This window comes from Chryseobacterium sp. CBSDS_008 (genome assembly GCF_049959325.1).
In the GTDB taxonomy this organism is placed as follows: Bacteria; Bacteroidota; Bacteroidia; order Flavobacteriales; family Weeksellaceae; genus Chryseobacterium.
In genome coordinates this window covers 1,939,630-1,960,817 of sequence record NZ_CP188202.1, presented here as the reverse complement: position 1 = coordinate 1,960,817, position 21,188 = coordinate 1,939,630, and the positions used below count along the sequence as shown (strand labels likewise).

The following is a 21,188-nucleotide window of genomic DNA, read 5'->3' as shown; positions in this document are numbered from 1 at the left end:
ATTTCGTAGAAATTGCCCGAAGCTTTTGGTATATTAACTTTTAAGCTTTGGAAAGAATTGAATTCATAATCATGCTGGCATGAATTCTTGAGTTTTCAATGAACCAAAGGTGGGTGTCTTTTCCGCCACACACTACTCCGGCAAGATAGAGATTGGAAATATTGGTTTCCATAGTTTCCGGATCATAAAAAGGATTCAGGCAGTCTCCGTTGAGTTCAATACCTGAGTTTCTCAGGAAATCAAAATCAGGGAGATAACCGGTCATGGCCAATACAAAATCATTATCGATTTCCTGAGTTTCTCCGTTTCCATCTTTAAAAACAACAGAATCTTCTGTAATTTCAATCATTTCTGCATCAAAATGTGCCTTAATGCTGCCTTCTGCAATCCTGTTTTCTATATCCGGTTTTACCCAATATTTTACACTTCTGGAAATTTCTGAATGACGGACAACCATTGTGACTTCAGCACCTTTTCTGTAGGTTTCCAGTGCTGCATCTACAGCAGAATTGCTTGATCCTACCACAACGATTTTCTGTCTGGCATACGGGTAAGGTTCCGTATAATAATGTTTAACCTTTGGAAGATTTTCACCGGGAATATTCATGAGGTTTGGGATATCATAGAATCCGGTAGCAATCACTATATTTTTAGCCAGATAGACCGTCTTGGTTGTTTTGATCTCAAATATTCCATCTTTTTTTAAAACGCTTAGAACCTTTTCATATAAGTTGATATTAAGACGCTTTTGCCTCGCGATTCCCTGATAATATTCCAGAGCTTCCTGTCTTCCCGGTTTGGGAGCCGTAGAAATAAATGGAACGCCGTCGATTTCCAGTTTTTCTGCTGTAGAGAAAAAACGCATATACAAAGGATAATTGTACAGGGAATTGACAATAGTTCCTTTTTCTACAATTAAATAGCTGAGGCTGTTTTTTTGAGCTTCCAAAGCACAGTTTAAACCGATAGGCCCGGCTCCGATAATGAGAATATCCAAAATTTCCATATAACAAAGGTACGACTGAAATTATAAATTATCAATGATGAATGATGAATTCACGATTCCCTATTTCTATACTGCTTGGCATCAGTTTTGGTGTTTTCTACCGATTTCAAAATGTAAGATATGAAAAAAGTATTGATTGCGGTATTCGCTCTGACTGTTGTTGTGGCCTGTAAAAAAGAAGTTGGAAAACCTGTTCCGAATGAAATAGATTCCCTTGCGCAGACTAAAACAGACAGTGCAGGTGCCGTTCAGACTCATGCTGATAAAGAAGCCGTTTTAAAGCAGACCAATGATGAGGTTTTGAAAGCGCTGAAAGCTAAAGACTATACGACTTTTACATCCTTTATTCATCCTGAAAAAGGAGTTCGTTTTTCAATGTATGCTTTTGTCAATATGAAAGAAGACAAGCATTTTTCTAAAGCTGATTTTGAAAGATATCAGCCTACAAAAACATTGTTTACCTGGGGAGCGCACGACGGTTCAGGAGATCCTTATAAAGCAACAATCAATGATTATCTGAGTAAATGGGTCTTTTCTAAAGATTTTACCACATCACAGTACTCACTGAATAAATTTATAGGTGGTGGCAATTCACTGAATAATTTAAAGGAGATTTATCCTAAAGATGATTTTACGGAAAACTATATCAAGGGAACCGAAAAATCCGGTAATATGGATTGGAAAACAGTCCGTTTTGTATTTGAAGAATTTCAGGGTAAATATTATCTGGTTGCTGTTGTGAATGACCAGTGGACGGTATAGAAATAAGAAGTTAGAAGTTAGAAGTTAGAAGTTAGAAGTTAGAAGCGGGATACAGTCTTCCAGCTTCCAGCCTCTAACTTCCTTTCTTATCGTATAATTTCAGCCAGCTGGCGGGTTAGATTTTTTCTCGAGAACTGTTCGATATGTTGAGTATTTTCGAGAAGGCTGCCATTTTTCCAAAGTTCAAATTTTTCAAGAATAAATTTCCTGATGGGTTCTGTATCCTGATAGTTAAAGTGTTTCCCTGACCGGGTTTCTTGCAGAATTTTTGCCACATCAGCTTGATCGGGGCCAAATGAGAGAATCTGCTTTCCTGAAGCGAGATATTCAAATATTTTTCCGGGGATGATTCCTTTTGAAGAGTCATTCGGGAAATTCGTGATAAGAAGCAGGTCAGAATGCTGCATTTCCTCTACGGCTTTCCCATGGGCAAGATATCCGAGATTCAGGATATGATTTTTCAGACTTGAATTTTCGATAGAATGAAGGATTTTGTCATCTATTCTTCCGACAAATTTTAATGTAAAATCAGCTGCAAACTGAGCATTTTCCTTTACCAGCTCATCAAGTGCTTTCCAAAGATTTTCAGGATTTCTGAGCTGCTCCAAAACTCCGATATAACTTAGCGTAAATTTATTTTTATCCTTTTGCTCTCCCTCTTTTTCGCTTGAATCAGTTTCATCAAATCCATTCGTAATACAAACGGCATTGGCACCCGCTTTCCTGAAGTTTTCAGCATCAGTATAGCTTGTAGCCAGAGTGATATCTGCATTCTTAAATACAGCACTTTCCAGCTGTCGGTGTTTTTTATCCGAACTTTTGGTTAATTTCAGATGTTTGTAATAGGAAATTTCTGTCCAGGGATCACGGAAATCAGCAATCCATTTCAGATCCGGCATTTTATTTTTAAGTCCCAAACCAATCAGATGAAGAGAGTGGGGCGGACCGGAAGTTACAATGGTATCTATAGTATTTTCTTTCAGGTATTTTTCCAGAAATGTAATCGAAGGCTTTACCCAAAAAACTCTGGCATCAGGGATGAAAAAGTTACCTCTCACCCAGATTGAAAGTCTGGATTTCCAGCTTTGATTTTTTCCAACATCAAACTGTCCGGCTTTGAATTTTTTATTGCTTTTGTTCAGCTTTTCAGCCAGCTGGTAAGGTTCCCAGATTTTGGTTCTTACCATCTCAATGTTTTCAGGAACATCCTTCATCAGGGTCTCATCCAGCAATGGATAACTGGGATTTTCGGGAGTGTAGATGATGGGTTTCCACCCAAAATCAGGCAGATACTTTGCAAACTTCAGCCATCTTTGAACACCAGGACCTCCCGCAGGAGGCCAGTAATAGGTGATAATCAATATTTTCTTTTCCATTTTTTAAGCTTAATGGTCTTTGTCATTCTGAATGAAGCATAGCATAATGAAGAATGACATTACGCAACATTATTTTTATTGTTTAAGCATTCTGTTCAGCTACAATCCCTTTTTTCTTGTTTTTGTTAATCCAGAAAATTCCAAAGGCAGCCAACAGAATAAATAATCCGAATGAAAGTAGAGAAACCCATTTCCCTTTTTCAATCACTTCCGGTTCGAAAACCATTCTGATATGGTGATTTCCTGCCGGTACATGCACTGCACGAAGTAAATAATCTGCTTTAATGTACGGAACTTCTTTCTCATCCACTAATACTTTCCATCCGTGCGGGTAATAAACTTCAGAGAAAACAGCCAGTTGAGGGGTTTTCGACTGAGATTTAAATTCAAGTTCGTTTGGCTGGTATTTCGTAAGATTGATAAATGCTGTAGAATCTGCCTGAACGGGTTTGTTGTCAAAATAAGATTTATCGGATGAAGCAATAACCGCTGTTTTTTTGTTGTCAATAGTTCCGATAGATTTAATTTCCTGATTAGGCGTATCTACAAATTTTAGATCACTTACAAACCAGGCATTTCCATTGGCTTTTGGATTAGGAACAACTTGTGGCTGATCAGGACCCCCGAAAACCAGATACTTAGCATTTAATAAGTTTAATACATTAGGTGTTTTTACACTGTCGACATTGTTGATGTACTCATTCAATACATCATCATATCTTCTTAGTTTTACAGCGTGATAACCACCGATTGAAGCTTTAAAATAAGAGGTATTAGTCTCACTTGTTACCCCCAGCGTCTGGTTGTAAATTCTGTAGTGAGTTTTATCTTTTTCAGCAATGGTTTCCAATGTTTTGTTGATGTTCACATTGGATAAAATAGATTCCAGATTTGGATTTCCCTGAACTTTTTCGGCAAGAAGGTCTGAGCTTTCTGTCTGGAAAGGGTTTTCTGCGAATATTTTATCGACGTAGTTTTCGTCATTTAAGTAACGTTTGTTTACGCTCCATAGATCAAATAAACTGACTAGTCCGATTACGGCCAAAGCAATATTCTGATTCAGCTTTTTCTTTAAAGTTAAGAATAATGCTGCCGCAGTAATGGCTACATAAATGAATGCTTTTATGGCATCTATTCTGAATAGTTTATATCTTTCATCCACAAGATAATCAAGCAGGAAAGGAGGGAAATAAGTTTTTTCATTTTCTGTAGCAAAACCTAATAATGATTTTCCAAAAATCAAAAGAATCAGTAAAAATGCTAAAGTTCCACCTCCTACATAAAGAAGGATCTTTTGTTTGTATTCCTCAGTAAGTTTTTCATCCGTAAAGAATCTGTATAACCCAAGGATGGCAATCAAAGGGAATAATAATTCTACCACAACTAAAATAGATGAAGGTGCCCTGAACTTGTTGTAGAACGGTACATAGTCGATAAAGAAGTCTGATAAGGGCATAAAGTTACTTCCCCAGGCCAGTAAAACAGTGAGGATGGAAGCTCCTAAGATCCAGTAACGGTACTTTTTCGAGGCAAAGAAGAACCCTAATAAGGCAAGGAAACATACAATAGCTCCCTGATACGCAGGTCCTGAAGTTCCCGGCTGGTCACCCCAGTAGGTTACTCCGCTGAATCCTTTGGAAATTCTGTCCATTTCAGCCTGTGAACCTACATTTTCCTGAACCAGTTCCTGAACTCTGTTCATGATTTCTTTTCCTTCGGGCTCCTGGCTTCCGCCACCCATTAATCTCGGAATGAAAAGGTTTAATGTTTCAAGTTGTCCATAGCTCCACATCAGCATGCTTTCTTTATCCATTCCCGATTTTCCTGAAGTATGGCTGTCGTTATCTAAAATCTGCTTTCCACGAACTGTTTCTTTTACATATTCAGAATTGGCCATGATTCTTTGTGAATTCATTCCAACTCCGATAATGCATGAAGCTGCAATAATTCCTGATGAAATAAGGAAATGCTTCATTGGGGTCTTTTTCTGGATAGCTCTGATCAGTTCAGAAAGGAATAAAAATCCTAGTGCAAGGAAAAGATAATACGTCATCTGTGGGTGGTTTGCCGCAATCTGCAGTCCCATAAAAAGGGTAGTGACAATGAATCCCCAGATGTATTGTTTCCTGATATACACCAGTAAAATTCCGGCCAGCAGTGGTGCAAAGTATTCAATAGTATTTACTTTACCATTATGTCCGGCTGCAATAATAATGTAAAAATAGGTAGACAGTCCAAAGAAAGTGGCTCCTAAGAGCGCGTATTTCCAGTTTCTGACTACCACCATTCCCAAAAGGAAAAAACCTGCAAACAGCAGGAAGAGATAATTGACCGGTCTTGGCAGAAAATTCAGATTGCTGTCAATTTTTTTGATGATATCACCTTTAAACTGGCTTCCCATCTGGTAAGTCGGCATTCCCCCGAACATGGAGTCACTCCAATAGGTTTCATTGCCTGTGTTGGCTCTATAGTCAAGCAGTTCTTTTGCGCCTCCTCTGTACTGAACAATATCATGCTGAAAAAGCTGTTTTCCTGAAAATACAGGAGTGGAATATAAAAATGCTAAAACTATAAATACTACTAGTGAAATTGCAATATAAATTAAGTTTTTATTTTTTGCCATGCTGGTTATTATCTTTTATTTCTTGGAATTTTTACCTTTTGTCATTACTCTCCTTCACCTCTTCATAGTCTACTGTCTCTGCATCCCAGTTAAGGTTCTGTTTGTTATTCTTATTCGAGTTGTGTAGGTCCTGCTGTCTTTTATTCTGATTATCATTATTGAAACGATAACTGTAAAAGGTCTTAAAGAAAATTCTTTTCAGAATGTTCCAGACAAAGAAAATAATAATGGCAGTGAGTACTAACTCAAGAATGTACTTCATAATGTTTTTTGTTTAAAGTTCAGGGCCTAAAAAACTGCATTTTTAAACCCTGAATGTTTATTCAAGTTATTTAGCAGATGGGTTTACCATTACCGAAGAATTGGAAACGCTCTTCATAGACTGAGATTGTTTTCCATCTGAAATGGTTTCTATCTGAGTTGTTTTTACGTTGATATTCTGGTTGGTAATCCATCCTGTGCTTTCATCAAACTTAATGGTTCCGTTCTGAACCAGTTCACTGCTCAGGCTATGTGTAATCGGCCCCTGAGCTTTCTTTTCAGTTTTCTTGGGAATACCTCCGGTTACTGCAATTTCGGCGGCTCCGTTTCCTAAGCTTTTCAATACATAATTCGATGTTACTTTAACGTTTCCGCTTGAGTCTGCATTCTCAGAAGTTGACCATTTTTCACCAATTTTCACTCCTTTTTTAGGAATAATCATCAGATTTTTATGGAACTGGTCTTTCAGTACCTTTTCGTTGAATGATTGTTTAAGACTTGCCACTACGCTTGCTTTTTCATTGGCATCTTTGATCAGTGTGCCTACTGCATTTCCTACTTTTGTGTACACCGCATCAAATCCTGTAATAGAAATTACGTTCCCTTTTGTATCCATCTTCATCTGAAGCTTGTTTCCGGTAAGCGCCTTGTTTACATTCCAGATCATTTTAAGATCGTCTTCTTTAGGAAGAGGAAGTTTGGTGTCTACGACTACCGTTTTTCCCTGTGCAGACTGAGAGCTTCTTTTCGCCACAAGATTAAGGGTCATCTCATATACATTTCCTTTGATGTCATCCACAACAAAATTCATTTCATCTGTAGATTCGCTGGTCGCAGTGATTGATTTTCCCTGAGGATCTGTCATTGTTTTCACATCTCTCTGATAAGTGGTAAGCGGATATGTTTTTCCTTTTTCAAGCTTAAAAGTCTGTGTGATAACTCCCGCAGAATCTTTGATAGCCGGGTTTTCTGAAACTTTTGCTACAGAATCAGCAGGAACCTCTACCGTTACTGTTTTTCCGGTTTTAGGATCTACTTTCGTTATTTTTGCTGTTTCTTTTTTACAAGATACGAGAGCTATTGATGATATAAGCGCAAGCGCTGCAATGTTCTTCATTTAATTTTTTTAACTTTATTTTTTACTATTTCTTAATAAATTATCTGCAATATCATGCAGCTTTCCCTGAGATTCTCCATCTGATTCATTGGAAAGTATCACAACTCCCATATTTTTTGAAGGATAAATCTGAAGTACACTTGAAAAACCAAATGTACCGCCTGTATGATAAACGGTTTGGCTACCGTCTTCATAGGTGTGCAGTCTCCAATATAATCCAATAGCATCTTCTTCACTTTTTACAAGAGGAGTATGGGATGCTTTTACATATTTATTGTTTTCATCGAGATGATACCTCATGTATTTCACCAGATCCTCCGTAGTGGATATAATTCCCCCGGCAGGAGCAAAGATCGTAGTGAAATTTCTGGGCATTACCTTCCCTTTTTCATTATAAGGAGTCAATAGACTTGCAGAATTCGTACCAATAATAGTATGATTCATTTTCAGAGGCCCGGTAATATACTCCGAAAGCAGATCTTCAAAGCTTTTATGATATACTTTTTCCAGAATATCTCCTGTGATCTGTGTCCCTGTATTGGAATATTTATACTCAGTTCCCGGCATAAAATCTACTTTTGCCTGATGAAGATCCTCATAAAACTTCTTTTTTGAATAGTTTTTATAAAAATCAGCCAGTGCTGCAGCAACAGAGTCCATTGGTTTTTTGAATGTTTCAGACTGATCCGGTAAAAACTGTGGCAATCCTGACGAATGATTGGTGAGGTTTTTAATCGTTACCGGATGCTTTTCAAATTCAAGATTAGGGTAAGTCCCATCTAAATATTTCCGGATATCATCATCCATTTTGATTTTACCATCCACCAAAGCGTGAGCCAGAAGTGTTCCGGTAAATGTTTTGGTAATGGAAGCAATCTCATATAAACTTTTGGAGGTTGGAAGTTCAGATTTTCCTATTTCCGTTGTCCCGTAATTGTAAAAATAACTTTTACCATCTTTAAAAATACCTATTGAAAGTCCTACACGTGCAGGATCCTTCATATAAGCGAGAGCTTCTTTATGAACCATCTTGTCAAGATCAGTGGTAAGACGGTTGTCTGTTGCTGTTTTTTTGATCTGTGCATTAAAAATAAATGGCACACAAAGTAAAGGTAAAAGGGTTTTTATTTTCATGGTTTAAGGATTTGGTATCACGGTCATTTTCTGTCTTACCGCTTCATACAAAATCGCTCCACATGCTACAGAAACATTCAAAGATTGAGTTTTTCCTTCAATAGGAAGTTTTATTTTTTCATCAGCATGATGCAGTACTTCTTTGGAAATTCCGGTCTCTTCATTTCCCATAACAATGGCACATGGCTCTGTGAAGTTTACATCATAGATTAATTTCTGAGCTTTTTCACTGGCTGCATATACAGAAATTCCGCTTTGCTGAAGGAAATCTACCGTGTGTGCCAGATTATTTTCTTTACATATTTTGATGTTATAAATACCTCCTGCAGAAGTTTTTATCGCATCTGAATTGATAGGAGCAGCTCCTTTTTCAGGAATAATAACCGCATCAATTCCTACACATTCTGCCGTTCTGCAGATCGCTCCGAAATTTCTCACATCAGTAAGTCTGTCCAGAATCAACAGAAAAGGAGTTTTTCCCTGTTCGAATAACTGTGGAACAATATCCTCCACTTTATGAAACGGTACATCCGAGATAAAAGCGACCACACCCTGGTGGTTTTTTCTTGTAAAACGGTTTAATTTTTCAACCGGAACATAATTGGGACGGATTTTATTTTTTGCTAAAATGGTTTTTAGTTCAGCATAAATAGGCCCCTGAAGTGCATTCTGCACAAAGACCTTGTCAATCGTTTTTCCCGCTTCAATTGCTTCAATCACGGGACGCAGCCCGAAAATAAAATCGTCTTTTTTATCTGTCATCTTATTATTTTAAATAGTGAGTTGTAAAATGTGAATTTTCTTTGTAAGTCGATCTGGTGGATGCGTATTCACATTTGACCATTGACATGCGTAGCAAAATTCACTATCTCCCTTTTTCCCCTAAAATTGCTCTTTTCTGTGCCAGCACATATCCGTAGTGAAGACTTTCGTGCATGTTGTTGAAGATAATAGCATCCTGGATACTTTTCAGGTCCATTCCGAAACTTGTAGTGTAAGGAGTGTAGTCTGAAAAGAAATCACTGTCATAATCCTTCATTAAAATTTTTGAAGTTTCCGTCAGTAAAAACTCAAGATCTTCCACTTCTGATTTCTGAACATTTAAGTTGGGTAAAGTTCCTTTCTTGTAGGTTTCAATCCAGTATTTGTCAATGCGGAAAGGGTTTCCACTCAGGTAATAATGCAGAAGCTGCTGTGTGGCAACGGTATGTGCAATATTCCAGTAGATATTGTTGTTGAAACCATCCGGAATCAGAATCAGATCTTCATGAGATGTATTCTGAAGGACGTCTAAAAGGTTCTTTCTTACCTGTCTGTGCGCTTGAAAATGATAATTCATTTTGCAAAATTTTTAATCACCAAAAATAGTTTAATAAACTGGAAATGACAATTTTTGAACGGGTGATTAAAGCAAAATTTATATATTTTTATGAAAAAATCGGATAATCCTGTTGAGTTTTAAGACTTCAGCAGTTCCATACCTTGCATCAATACTGGAATATTTAACAAACTTTAACTCAAAAATGGCATTTATTATGTTGATTAATGCAAGTATTTATCAGAAATTTACCACTTATTTTAAATCAAGCTATGTCAGAGATATATCAAGCTGAAGATATCCGCCAATTGACGGAAAAAGTAAAAGAAAAAAACTACTTATTTTCTCTTCTGAGACAGGAAATCAACAAAGTTATTATTGGACAGGAATACATGGTAGACCGGCTTTTGGTAGGGCTTTTGGGAAATGGCCACGTTCTTCTTGAAGGGGTGCCGGGACTGGCGAAAACCTTGGCCATAAAGACTCTGGCAGATGCTGTTCATGGAGATTTTTCAAGGATTCAGTTTACACCGGATTTACTTCCTGCAGACGTAGTAGGAACTATGATCTTTAATATCAAAGACAATGATTTCTCTATAAAAAAAGGTCCTGTATTTGCCAACTTTGTATTGGCGGATGAGATCAACCGTGCACCGGCAAAAGTACAGTCGGCTCTTTTGGAGGTTATGCAGGAAAAACAGGTGACAATTGGTGATGAAACCATGAAGCTTCCAATGCCGTTTTTGGTATTGGCCACACAGAACCCAATTGATCAGGAAGGTACTTATCTGCTGCCTGAAGCACAAAGCGACCGTTTTATGCTGAAATGTACCATAGATTATCCTTCTTTTGAGGATGAAAGACAGGTGATGAGAATGGTCTCAACTTCACATCAGCCCACTGTAAAGCCTGTAATTTCTCTTCAGGATATTGTAGATGCCAAAGAATTGATCAACCAGATTTATCTGGATGAGAAAATTGAAAAATATATCCTGGATATGGTCTTTGCGACACGTTATCCGGAAAACTACGGTCTTTCTGAGCTTAAAAACTATATCAGCTTCGGAGCTTCTCCAAGAGCATCCATTAACCTTGCTATCGCTTCAAGGGCTTATGCCTTCTTAAAAGGAAGAGCATTTGTAATTCCTGAAGATGTAAAAGCATTGGCAAAAGATGTGTTGAGACACAGATTGGGCTTAACTTTTGAAGCGGAAGCAGAAGAGATTTCAACAGAAGAAATTATCAATAGAATTTTAGCAAAAATCCAGGCACCATAATGAGTGATGTGATTATTAGAAAAGCGGTTCCTGAAGACTGTGCTTCCATGCTGGATTTAATCAGGGAACTGGCAGAATATGAAAAAGCCCTGCATGAAGTAACAGTGACGCTGGAAGATTTTATTCAGGATGGTTTTGGAACCTCTCCGGTTTGGGGGGCTTTTGTTGCAGAATATGAAGGAGAAATAGCGGGGATATCGCTGTATTATGACAGATATTCCACATGGAAGGGGAGAAGGCTGTATCTTGAAGATCTCGTAGTGACAGAAAGATTGAGGGGAAAGCAGATCGGAAAGAAGCTATTTGACGCAACGCTGGAATATGGTAAAACCAATAATTACAGCGGAATGGTTTTCCAGGTATTGGACTGGAATGAGCCTGCGATCAATTTTTATAAAAAATACAGTCCGAAGTTTGATAATGAATGGCTGAATGTATCCATTGAGTTAAAAGATTAACTTGGAACCCGGATTCCGCAACTCAACATTAAACTTTGAATTTTAAACCTTGAATCTTGAACCCGTCTATGCAGATAAAAGATATTGTAAAAAGAGTAAAGCAGATTGAAATCCGTACCAGAAAAAAGACGGAGGCTGCTTTGATGGGGCAATATCACAGTGCCTTTAAAGGGCAGGGAATGACTTTTTCTGAAGTGCGTCCCTATCAGTTTGGAGATGAGATCAGAAGAATAGACTGGAATAAAACCGCACGTTTCCGTGAACCATTTGTAAAGGTAATGGAAGAAGAAAGGGAACTGACGATGATGATTCTCGTTGACATTTCCGCCTCCATGGATTATGGTACAAAAGTTCAGCTGAAAAGAGAATATGTAGCCGAAATTGCTGCCAGTTTAGGGTTTTCAGCAGCCGGCAATAATGATAAAGTAGGATTGATTCTGTTTGCTGATAAAGTATACAAGGTGATTCCTCCTCAAAAAGGAAGAAAACATATTCTGTCGATTATCAGTAATATTCTTACGGCAGATTATGTTCCGGCAGAATCTAAAATAGACAAAGCCCTGGAATATATGATGGGCATTTTTAAAAGAAAATCTCTGGTATTTTTATTCTCAGATTTTGAAGAAACGTATGATTCTAAAATGCTGAGAGTGGCTTCAAAGAAGCACCAGCTGCTGGGAATGAGGATTTATGATGAAAAAGACAATGAAATTCCGGATGTAGGATATGCTCTTTTACATGATGTGGAAACGGGAAAAGAAATATGGGCCAATACTTCCAGTGCCCGATGGAGGTATACCTTTGCCGAAGCTCAAAAGCAAAAACTGAGAGCCCTGGAAGAAGATTTTGCCAACAGCTCTGCTAGTTTTATGAATATCAATACCGGTTCAGATTATTCAAAATTATTGTATAATTACTTTCAGAAAAAATAACTAAAAACATAAGGCTTTGCCTTTATTATTTTAACATTGAGAAAAATACTTTTAATATTATCTTTTCTGATCTGTGCAAATGCTTTTTCACAGATATTATCCTCTAACGTAGAAAAGAAAACCCTTGCTCTGGGAGAAATCAACCATCTTACCATAAAGATTGATAACCTTAATGAGCAGCAGGTAACTTCAGCTCCGAAAAATGAGCTGCTTCCCTTTCATTTTGAAGAAACCAAAGACAGTATTGGGCAGACAGCCAATACCTATGAAAGAAAAATAGAATTTGCTGTTTTCGAAGAAGGGAAATTTACCATTCCGGAACTGGAATTTAAAGTGGGGGATAAAATACTTAAAACGATTCCTTATGAAATTGACGTCATTAATACAGCTCAAAAAGCAGATCAGATTAATGATATCATGAAGAACAAGCAGGTGAAGCTGGAAGCGAAAGATTATTGGGAGCTTTATAAGTTTTATATCCTGGCAGTATTGGCGGGGATTGCACTCATCATTGCGATTATCATGTTTGTAAAATGGGGCAGAAAATCCAAAAGCTCTCCTGTGGTGGCTACCAATCAGACATTGAAAGAACTGGACTCTCTTAAAAAGAAAAAATATATTGAAGCAGGAAACTTCCGTTCATTTTATGTGGAACTGATCGATATCTCCAGAACCTTCATTACCAAACAATACCATCTTCCGGCAGATGTTCTCCTTACCGATGACCTTATTGATGTTATGAAAAAGAACAATACAATTTCTCAGGACAACGAAAAAGTGATAGAAGATGTATTCCTGAGAGGAGACCTGGTGAAATTTGCCAAAACTTTTCCTGACCAGGAAACCATGGAAAAGGATTTTGCCAATATCAGGGATTTTGTGAAAAGATCATCCAAAGATTTAGAATTCGAAAACTTAAGAAAGGATGTTTGATTTTGAATTTTACAGTCCGTGGTTTTTACTGCTTTTTCTGCTGTTTATTCCGCTTTTCATTAAAGATATCGGGAGAAATAAAAGAAAAGGCATAAAGGTGCCTACCATAAAAAACATGGATCACAGCGGCAGCATCCAGGGCGTGCTTTTTTTATTGAAAATCTCAAAGTATATCATTCTTTCCGCTTTGATTATTGCTATGGCAAGGCCGAGAACGTTTACGATTTCTCAGGACAGGGATGATACAAAGGGAGTTGATATTATGTTATCAATTGACGTTTCTTTAAGTATGCTTGCAAAAGACCTGACTCCGGATCGTATCACTGCATTAAAGGATATTGCTGTAAAATTTGTTCAGAAACGTCCGAATGACAGAATTGGAGTTGTGGCTTATGCTGCAGAAGCCTTTACCAAAGTACCGGTCACTTCAGATCATCAGGTTGTTATAGATGAAATTAAAAACCTGAATTCTGCAGGTCTTGAGCCAGGTACAGCGATTGGAGAAGGTCTTTCCGTTGCAGTGAATCATTTGATTAAAAGTAAAGCCAAAAGTAAGGTCGTTATCCTGATGACGGATGGGGTGAGCAATATTCAGAATGCTATTCCTCCACAGATTGCTGCCGAACTGGCAAAAAATAACAATATAAAGGTATATGCAATCGGGATAGGAACCAATGGGTATGCCCTGATGCCGACGTCACAAGACATCTTTGGAGACCTTATCTTCACTGAAACAGAAGTGACGATTGATGAAAATACCTTAAGGGAAATTGCACAGACTACGGGAGGTAAATATTTCAGAGCTACCTCAAACAGCAGTCTTGAAGAAGTATACGATGAGATCAACCAATTGGAAAAATCTGACGTGAAAGTTTCTAAGCTTTACAATTATGAAGAATATTTTAAGATATTCCTCTGGGTTGCTTTAGGAATGCTGGTGTTTGATGCATTGTTGAGATGGGTGTTTTATAAAATTTTAAGCTGATGAGTTGGTCTTTAGGAAATTATTGGTATTTATTTTTACTGTTGCTTCTGCCGCTGTTAGCTGCCTTTTTGATTCGCTTTTTAAAATGGAGAAACAAAAAAAGAGAGATTTTTGCAGCCAGTCAGTTCCACGAGCATTTATTTGAAAAAAGGTCAGGTTTTACAAAACTTTTCCCCGCATTATATTTATTGGGAACATTGTTTCTGATATTCTCTATCATTGATCTTCTGAATGGTTCAGAAGAGGTGAAAAGTACCCAGAAGCTGAATAATGTAATCTTTATGCTGGATGTGTCCAATTCTATGAATGCAGAGGATATAGACCCCAACCGTCTTACAGAAGCCAAAAATCTGATGCTGGCTACCATGAAGAAGATGAATAATGATAAAATTGGTATCGTTATTTTTGCCGGGAATGCAATGTCTATCATGCCTCTGACAACAGATTATAATTCTGCTGAAACCTATATCAGCGGTATTGAAACGAGCTCTATGCAGATTCAGGGGACTGATTTTTTGAAAGGAATGCAGGCAGCTGTTGAGAAATTTAAAAATGTAAGCAAAGGATCCAGAAAAATCATCCTCTTGAGTGACGGCGAGGATAATGAAGGAAATGATAATGCCGCGATACGATTAGCCAATAAAGAAGGAATAAATATTACTTCTGTAGGAATAGGTACTGATGAAGGGGCGCCGGTTCCGGAATATGTTTTCGGGCAATTGATGGGCTACAAGACTGATGTAAACGGAGGTACAGTGATTTCAAAGAGACAGACGGAAGCTTTGAAGAAAATGGCTGGATCTACAGACGGAACTTATATTGACGGAAATAATATCAATGAGGCCCCGGACAGAATTGTAGAGGCTGTGAACAGGAAGTCGGCAGGCGCTGAAACCATGGTGAAATCACAGAATGCCAATCATTATTATCAATATTTTCTTGGTGTATCTATTCTGTTTTTCTTCTTAATCTATATTTTTAATCCCAAAAAAGATTTTAATGTATAGTTTTTCCCTTATTTATAGAAGAAATTCTACAGGTACTTTAACCGAATTTTAACAAATAAAACTCTGTTTCTTAACATATAAAGGAATAATTTTGCAAGTGATGAATACTAAAATCATATTTTTGTCGTTTATTGTTGTCATCTCATTCTCAGGCCTCCTGTTTGGGCAGGAAAGCTATAAGAATTTAGTTCATGAAGGCAATCAGAAATTTGACGGGAAAGACTATGATGGAGCCTCCTCAAAGTATATGGAAGCGATAAAATCCAATGATAAAGATTTTACCGCTCATTATAATATGGGGAATGCTTTATATAAAAGTAAAAAATACGAAGAAGCAAAGGCAGAGTTTGAAAAAGCAGAAAAACTTTCACAGACCCTTCCTGACAAAACAGCTGCTCTTCATAATTTAGGGAATGCTTATATGCAGATGAATCAGCCGGAAAAAGCAGCGGATTATTATAAGAAAGCTTTGAAGCAGGATCCCTACAGCGAGGTAACCAGAAAAAATTATGAGATTGCCAAGCTGAAAGAGAAACAAAAAGAACAACAAAAAAACGAACAGAATAACTCAGGAAAAGGTGGCGGCGGGAATGATCAGAACAAAGGTGATGATCAGAAAGGCGACAAAGATAAAAAACAGGATCAGGGTAACGGCCCTCAAAACGAAGGCAAAAGTGACCAGGGCGACAATCCTAAGCAGAATCAAAACAACGAAGGCAGAATGCCAAAGAATCTTGAAAATGCGATCTTAGATAAAATAAACGAAAAAGAAAAAGAAACCGCCAGAAGAATTTTAAATAAAAATTCTTATTCGATGCCTGAAAGCAACGAGAAAGATTGGTGATGCAGCATAAATTAATTTACATATTGCTTACCCTTGCATCCGTGATTACTTACGGACAGGTTAATCTTTCTATGGATGCTGACAAATCTGAATATGCAGGTAAGGATATCATCAATCTTACCATTGTTCTTGAACTTAATGGAAGTGACCTTGTGCAGCAGACAGGTTTTCAGCTTCCGGACCTTTCAAAATTTAATATCATAGGAAGCGGATCTGTTACCAATACAGTGATTGATCCGGCTACCAATACTCTTATCACCCAAAAAGTATCCAGAATTGCCCTTGAGCCTAAGAAAAAAGGGAAAATAAAAATTGGGTCAGTTCTCGTTACTGTAAACAACAGAATCTACAAAACAGAACCTTTTGATGTCAATATCCGGGATATTGTGGAAAGAAAATCATTGGCTGTCAATACAGCTAATGATGTCTATCTGAATATGGAGATTGAAGACAGGGATGTATATCAGGACCAGCCTACAGTGGCTGTTCTGAGAGTATATTCAAGAAATATGGATAACCTGAGAAAGGTGAAAAATATCCATCTTCCGCAGCAGGATAATATCAATGTTCATCCTATTAATTTTGATAAATCTGAGATAGATCCGTCAGGATATGGAAATATGCCTTCACAGGTTCTGGCCATGTTTATGGTATTTCCGAATGAAGCAGGATATGTGGAAGTTCCCGGCGTATCAGCTTCCCTGAGTACCTATTCGAATAAAACTAAAATTGTTTCCAATAAAGTTAAAATTAATGTAAGAAAGCTTCCTGAAGGAGCTCCTGAATGCTTTAAGAATGCTGTTGGAAACTTTAAAGTAAATGTATATAACGCTTCCAAAGAAAAACCGGAAGCCAAAAAACCTCTGAATGTGGTAGTGAAAGTTTCAGGAGAAGGTAACCTGCCGGATATGGAGCTTCCTAAAATTGCTGCATCTCCGGATTATGAAGTCTTCGCCCCGAAAATCACCTCTAAAGTGACCCCCGGAACTACAGGAATGAAAGGAGAGATCCTGGCTAATTATGTTATTATTCCCAAAAAATCAGGGGCTATCTCCATTAAAACAGAACAGTTTGCCTTCTTTAATCCTGAAAATAAAGAATATATAGATCTTGGACAAAAAACACTGGATCTTAACGCTTTTTCTCACGATCAGATTCTGGAGGCCCGTTCTACTGTAGAAAAGGTAAATGAGTACACCAATAACCTGCTGGAGACCGTAAATACACCGGTTTTAAAAACCACTTCGTTTAAAGTAAAAGAAAAAAGTAAATTCCACTGGAATATTCTTTTGACCAATATTGCTATTCTGGTAGGTTTGTTTATTGCGTATCTGCTATTTAAAAATTGGCAAAAAAAACGTACATTAGTTAGGGAAACTGTACCGTTAAAACCTTTAGGTTCAGTGGCTGAAACAGAAAAGGAAATCAGAGAATTGATGAAAACGGATATTAATGATTATTTCGGATATCTGGAAAATCTCAAAGATAACGGAGAATATGAAAAGTTCTTTGTAACCCTGGAAGAATTGGATGAGGAAGTAAGAAGCCGGTATTTCAATGGCTCTGCTTCGGAGTTTAAGGCCTTTCTTGAAAAGCACAAAGGCTCTTCAGTAGCAGAAGAATATAGCAAACTGCAGCAAAAAGTTCAGATGGAAAAATATAATCCTGTGAAATCATCTGAAGCACTTGAAGATCTTTTGAAAACAATTGTTAATTTATATTCACAAATTAGCAAATAGTCAGTTTATTTTCATATTTTTGCGAAATTTTTAATTACAAAGAGATGGAAATTTTTGATGGTTTTTCTTTTAAAGAAATTGTTACCAGCTTCATGGTTTTATTCGCCGTTATTGATATCATCGGCTCAGTTCCTATTATAGTAAGCCTTCAGCAGAAGTTTGGGCAGATTGAAGCCGGCAGAGCAGCCATTACTGCCGGAGCTATTATGATCGTTTTCCTGTTCGTGGGTAATAAAATTCTTAAACTTATTGGTGTTGATGTAAATTCCTTTGCCATTGCCGGAGCTTTTGTGATTTTTGTCATAGCCCTGGAAATGATTTTGGGAATTGAAATTAATAAAACAACTGAAGCAAAAGCCGCATCTATTGTACCCATCGCATTTCCGCTGGTTGCAGGAGCCGGAACTTTAACGACTGCACTGTCTCTTAGAGCTGAATTTCATGATATTAATATTATCTGCGGAATTATTCTTAATACAATTTTCGTATATTTGGTGCTGAAATCAGCGAAATGGTTGGAGAGAAAAATTGGGGATGCTACTTTAATGATCCTTCAGAAAGTTTTTGGTATCATCCTTTTGGCGATTTCAATTAAATTATTCACTGCAAATTTTGCCCAGCTGGTGCAGAATTATATTAATTTTTAGAGTCATGAAGAAGTTTTATAAAGTATTTTTAGTACTGTTTATTGTATTCATCGCCATCAATCTTTATGCGATCAACTGGCAAGCAACAGATATTCTCGGAGATGAAGATAACGTTAGGTTTGTATTCTCAGCTGGTGCTGCCGGATTAGGGCTTATCCTGCTTTTCGTAATGGATACCTGGAGCAGAATCGGTGTAAAGAAATAATTAAATATTTCAATATAGATATAGACCTCTTTCTTTTTGAAGGAGGTTTTTTGTTTTTATTAGGTAAAAGGTTTTAGATAAAAGGTTGCAGGCAGGGATTAGGAATTAGACATAATCTTAAATATCCATATATGCTTTCCCATCAATAGGAAAGGTTATAATCCTGAGCGTAGAAGAAGGAAGCCGTTCAAAAAAATAAACCTTCATTAGCTTTAGTCGAATTATTATTACGCAATGTTCGCAAAGTGATTACAAATGCCTTTAAAATCGTTCGCAAGGGCGTTTCACTCAGCAAAGATTAAAATATAAAAGATTAAAATATAGAAGATATATGTATAAATTTTGATAATCAATTCAATAGGGACGGGCTTTAGCCGAAACATAATTATTACGCAATGTTCGCAAAATGATTACAAATGCCTTTAAAATCGTTCGCAAGGGCGTTTCACTCAGCAAAGATTAAAATATAAAAGATTAAAATATAGAAGATATATGTATAAATTTTGATAATCAATTCAATAGGGACGGGCTTTAGCCGAAACATAATTATTACGCAATGTTCGCAAAGTGATTACAAATGCCTTTAAAATCGTTCGCAAGGGCGTTTCACTCAGCAAAGATTAAAATATAAAAGATTAAAATATAGAAGATATATGTATAAATTTTGATAATCAATTCAATAGGGGCGGGCTTTAGCCGAAACATAATTATTACGCAATGTTCGCAAAGTGATTACAAATGCCTTTAAAATCGTTCGCAGGGGCGTTTCACTCAGCAAAGATTAAAATATAAAAGATACACGTATAAATTTTGATAATCAATTCAATAGGAACGGCTTTGGCCGAAACATAATTATTACGCAATGTTCGCAAGGTGATTACAAATGCCTTTAAAATCTTTCGCAGGGGCATTTCACTCAGCAAAAGAAAATATACGCAAACATCTGTGAAAATCTGAGAAATCTATGGTTAAATTCACAAAAAACAATATGACTATGAAATAACCAGATTTTTCAATATAGCTTCAGACTTAAGCTCAGTTTCTCTCCATTCCTTCTCCGGATTACTTTGAGCTGTGATTCCACCTCCCACAAAAATATGTACTGAGCCTTTATAAAGTCTTGCACAACGTAGATTCACAAAATAAAGAATGCTTTCTTCTGTTTCCACTTTAATATAACCGGCATAGAATTCACGGGGAAATTTCTCGTATTTAAAGATGTTTTCATTACAAAAGTCTTTAGGAATGCCACAGACTGCAGGAGTAGGATGCAGGTCCTGGATTAGCTTATCAAGGTCTTCTGCTTTAATATTCGTTTTAAAATCTGTGCGTAAATGTTTGATATTCCCGGAAATATGATCGTATGTTTCCGATTGTTGTACACTGTCAGAATAGTTTTTAAGAATGTCCTGAATATAAGCAGTAACAGGTTTTTGCTCTTCAATTTCCTTTTCAGACCATTCTTCAGATACAGGAAGGGTTCCCGCAAGGGCCATAGTTTCAAACTCATGGGTTATTTTATTAAACTTTCCTAACACTTCGGAAAAAGCTCCCATCCATGCATTTTGTCCGTTATTAAACAGATACCTGAAAGCATTGGGATAAGATTCACATAAGTTTTTGAAGCTCTCTTTATAATCGATGAATGTAAAGTCTGTAAAAATCTTTCTTCTGGAGTAGACCAGCTTAGGAAGATTGTTTTCTTTAATCACTTCAATGACCCGTTGTAAGGTTTTGCAGTATTCTTCTTTGGTTTCTGCGGAAGAATTTGTAGTGTCATTATTCAGTGTTTCGCTGGTGATCGAAATATGGGCAAATTCAGACGGATCTGTTTCAAAAATATCTCCATTGAAGTCAATATGCTCTAAGCCATTGTAAGAATAAAAATTGACAGCACTTTTTACATTGTTTTCATTGACAGACAATAGTCTTTCATCGAAAGGAAGTTTGAAATAAATCATGAGCTATGAAGGATTTTGAAAATCATCAGCGGGAAATAATATAGGAAATTCCGGGATAATTTTCCTTTCTGCAAAGGTATTATTAGTCTTAAAAATGTCAAAATAAAAAAGCTTAAAATTACTTTAAGCTCTTTGTTTTATGTTGGTGTAATTTATCTATTGATGATGTTATTTGTCATTGTCGTATGATTGATCAGAACTCCTTTTTCATCACGGATTTCAATTTCAGAAACATGCATCGTCTTGCCTTTTCTGATAAAACGGGCTGTAGCTGTTACAATTCCGTCTTTTTTGCTTCTTAAATGATTGGAATTGATATTGGTTCCCACTCCATAATATTTTTCGCCATCGATGAAAATATTAGACAGGCTTGAGCCTAACGTTTCAGCCAGAACGCAGCTTGCTCCTCCGTGCATGATTCCAAACGGCTGATGGGTTCTTGGAAGAACAGGCATCGTAGCGGTAAGGGTTTCATTTTCGAGATCAATATCAATGAATTTTATTTCAAGGGTTTTGGCAAGCGTTACGTCTCCCCAGTTATTAATGAATGCTAATATTTCTTCTTTTGTCTGACCTTTCATTTCTATAATTGATTTAATTTTG

Annotated in this window: 21 protein-coding genes; 11 read left to right on the top strand and 10 right to left on the bottom strand. The window is 37.0% G+C overall.

Going from position 1 to position 21,188, the window contains the following annotated elements:
* Positions 1-40: 40 nt before the first annotated feature.
* The gene (locus ACP3T3_RS08775; RefSeq protein WP_426479510.1) at positions 41-1,006 is read right to left on the bottom strand and encodes a YpdA family putative bacillithiol disulfide reductase; all 966 of its coding nucleotides are present in this window, start codon (positions 1,004-1,006) and stop codon (positions 41-43) included.
* 120 nt (positions 1,007-1,126) lie between these two features.
* On the opposite strand from ACP3T3_RS08775, the gene ACP3T3_RS08770 reads away from it, so the two are divergent.
* Positions 1,127-1,768 carry a hypothetical protein gene (locus ACP3T3_RS08770; RefSeq protein WP_426479509.1) on the top strand — a complete coding sequence of 214 codons (642 nt, stop codon included), beginning with the start codon at positions 1,127-1,129 and terminating at the stop codon, positions 1,766-1,768.
* A gap of 86 nt (positions 1,769-1,854) precedes the next feature.
* Here ACP3T3_RS08770 and ACP3T3_RS08765 read toward each other — a convergent pair whose 3' ends face one another.
* From ACP3T3_RS08765 to ACP3T3_RS08735, 7 genes are all read right to left on the bottom strand, one after another.
* Positions 1,855-3,144, bottom strand: a complete 1,290-nt coding sequence (locus ACP3T3_RS08765; RefSeq protein WP_426479508.1) for a glycosyl transferase family 1 — start codon at positions 3,142-3,144, stop codon at positions 1,855-1,857.
* Positions 3,145-3,226: 82 nt separating this feature from the next.
* Positions 3,227-5,767 carry a YfhO family protein gene (locus tag ACP3T3_RS08760; protein ID WP_426479507.1) on the bottom strand — a complete coding sequence of 847 codons (2,541 nt, stop codon included), beginning with the start codon at positions 5,765-5,767 and terminating at the stop codon, positions 3,227-3,229.
* A gap of 31 nt (positions 5,768-5,798) precedes the next feature.
* Positions 5,799-6,029, bottom strand: coding sequence for a hypothetical protein (locus tag ACP3T3_RS08755; RefSeq protein ID WP_426479506.1), 231 nt, complete (start codon positions 6,027-6,029; stop codon positions 5,799-5,801).
* Positions 6,030-6,095: 66 nt separating this feature from the next.
* Complete coding sequence (locus tag ACP3T3_RS08750; protein ID WP_426479505.1) at positions 6,096-7,145, bottom strand: DUF6263 family protein; 1,050 nt, start codon at positions 7,143-7,145, stop codon at positions 6,096-6,098.
* 15 nt (positions 7,146-7,160) lie between these two features.
* The gene (locus ACP3T3_RS08745; protein WP_426479504.1) at positions 7,161-8,279 is read right to left on the bottom strand and encodes a serine hydrolase domain-containing protein; all 1,119 of its coding nucleotides are present in this window, start codon (positions 8,277-8,279) and stop codon (positions 7,161-7,163) included.
* Positions 8,280-8,282: 3 nt separating this feature from the next.
* Positions 8,283-9,041, bottom strand: coding sequence for a 23S rRNA (guanosine(2251)-2'-O)-methyltransferase RlmB (rlmB, locus tag ACP3T3_RS08740; RefSeq protein ID WP_426479503.1), 759 nt, complete (start codon positions 9,039-9,041; stop codon positions 8,283-8,285).
* Positions 9,042-9,144: 103 nt separating this feature from the next.
* The gene (locus tag ACP3T3_RS08735; RefSeq protein WP_089690152.1) at positions 9,145-9,618 is read right to left on the bottom strand and encodes a DinB family protein; all 474 of its coding nucleotides are present in this window, start codon (positions 9,616-9,618) and stop codon (positions 9,145-9,147) included.
* 251 nt (positions 9,619-9,869) lie between these two features.
* Between ACP3T3_RS08735 and ACP3T3_RS08730 the strand changes: the two genes are divergently transcribed.
* From ACP3T3_RS08730 to ACP3T3_RS08685, 10 genes are all read left to right on the top strand, one after another.
* Entirely contained in the window at positions 9,870-10,874 is a 1,005-nt protein-coding gene (locus ACP3T3_RS08730) for an AAA family ATPase (protein WP_426479502.1), read from the top strand.
* On the top strand, positions 10,874-11,332 hold the full coding sequence (locus tag ACP3T3_RS08725; protein ID WP_426479501.1) for an N-acetyltransferase family protein: 459 nt from the start codon (positions 10,874-10,876) through the stop codon (positions 11,330-11,332). Before ACP3T3_RS08730 ends, ACP3T3_RS08725 begins: the two co-directional genes overlap by 1 nt.
* A 68-nt stretch (positions 11,333-11,400) precedes the next feature.
* The gene (locus ACP3T3_RS08720) at positions 11,401-12,264 is read left to right on the top strand and encodes a DUF58 domain-containing protein (protein ID WP_426479500.1); all 864 of its coding nucleotides are present in this window, start codon (positions 11,401-11,403) and stop codon (positions 12,262-12,264) included.
* 36 nt (positions 12,265-12,300) lie between these two features.
* Positions 12,301-13,197 carry a BatD family protein gene (locus ACP3T3_RS08715; RefSeq protein WP_426479499.1) on the top strand — a complete coding sequence of 299 codons (897 nt, stop codon included), beginning with the start codon at positions 12,301-12,303 and terminating at the stop codon, positions 13,195-13,197.
* Positions 13,190-14,182, top strand: coding sequence for a VWA domain-containing protein (locus ACP3T3_RS08710; RefSeq protein ID WP_426479498.1), 993 nt, complete (start codon positions 13,190-13,192; stop codon positions 14,180-14,182). The genes ACP3T3_RS08715 and ACP3T3_RS08710 overlap by 8 nt, the downstream gene beginning before the upstream one ends.
* Positions 14,182-15,189, top strand: a complete 1,008-nt coding sequence (locus tag ACP3T3_RS08705) for a vWA domain-containing protein (protein WP_426479497.1) — start codon at positions 14,182-14,184, stop codon at positions 15,187-15,189. Before ACP3T3_RS08710 ends, ACP3T3_RS08705 begins: the two co-directional genes overlap by 1 nt.
* A gap of 100 nt (positions 15,190-15,289) precedes the next feature.
* Positions 15,290-16,033 carry a tetratricopeptide repeat protein gene (locus ACP3T3_RS08700; protein WP_426479496.1) on the top strand — a complete coding sequence of 248 codons (744 nt, stop codon included), beginning with the start codon at positions 15,290-15,292 and terminating at the stop codon, positions 16,031-16,033.
* Positions 16,033-17,772 (top strand): BatD family protein, encoded by a 1,740-nt coding sequence (locus ACP3T3_RS08695; RefSeq protein WP_426479495.1) that lies wholly within the window; start codon positions 16,033-16,035, stop codon positions 17,770-17,772. The genes ACP3T3_RS08700 and ACP3T3_RS08695 overlap by 1 nt, the downstream gene beginning before the upstream one ends.
* Positions 17,773-17,816: 44 nt before the next feature.
* The gene (locus ACP3T3_RS08690) at positions 17,817-18,419 is read left to right on the top strand and encodes a MarC family protein (RefSeq protein ID WP_232721056.1); all 603 of its coding nucleotides are present in this window, start codon (positions 17,817-17,819) and stop codon (positions 18,417-18,419) included.
* Positions 18,420-18,423: 4 nt separating this feature from the next.
* Entirely contained in the window at positions 18,424-18,624 is a 201-nt protein-coding gene (locus tag ACP3T3_RS08685) for a hypothetical protein (protein WP_426479494.1), read from the top strand.
* Between the two features lie 992 nt (positions 18,625-19,616).
* Here ACP3T3_RS08685 and ACP3T3_RS08680 read toward each other — a convergent pair.
* Complete coding sequence (locus ACP3T3_RS08680) at positions 19,617-20,585, bottom strand: chorismate-binding protein (protein WP_426479493.1); 969 nt, start codon at positions 20,583-20,585, stop codon at positions 19,617-19,619.
* Between the two features lie 152 nt (positions 20,586-20,737).
* Positions 20,738-21,166 (bottom strand): PaaI family thioesterase, encoded by a 429-nt coding sequence (locus ACP3T3_RS08675; RefSeq protein WP_047378514.1) that lies wholly within the window; start codon positions 21,164-21,166, stop codon positions 20,738-20,740.
* Between the last annotated feature and the right edge of the window lie 22 nt (positions 21,167-21,188).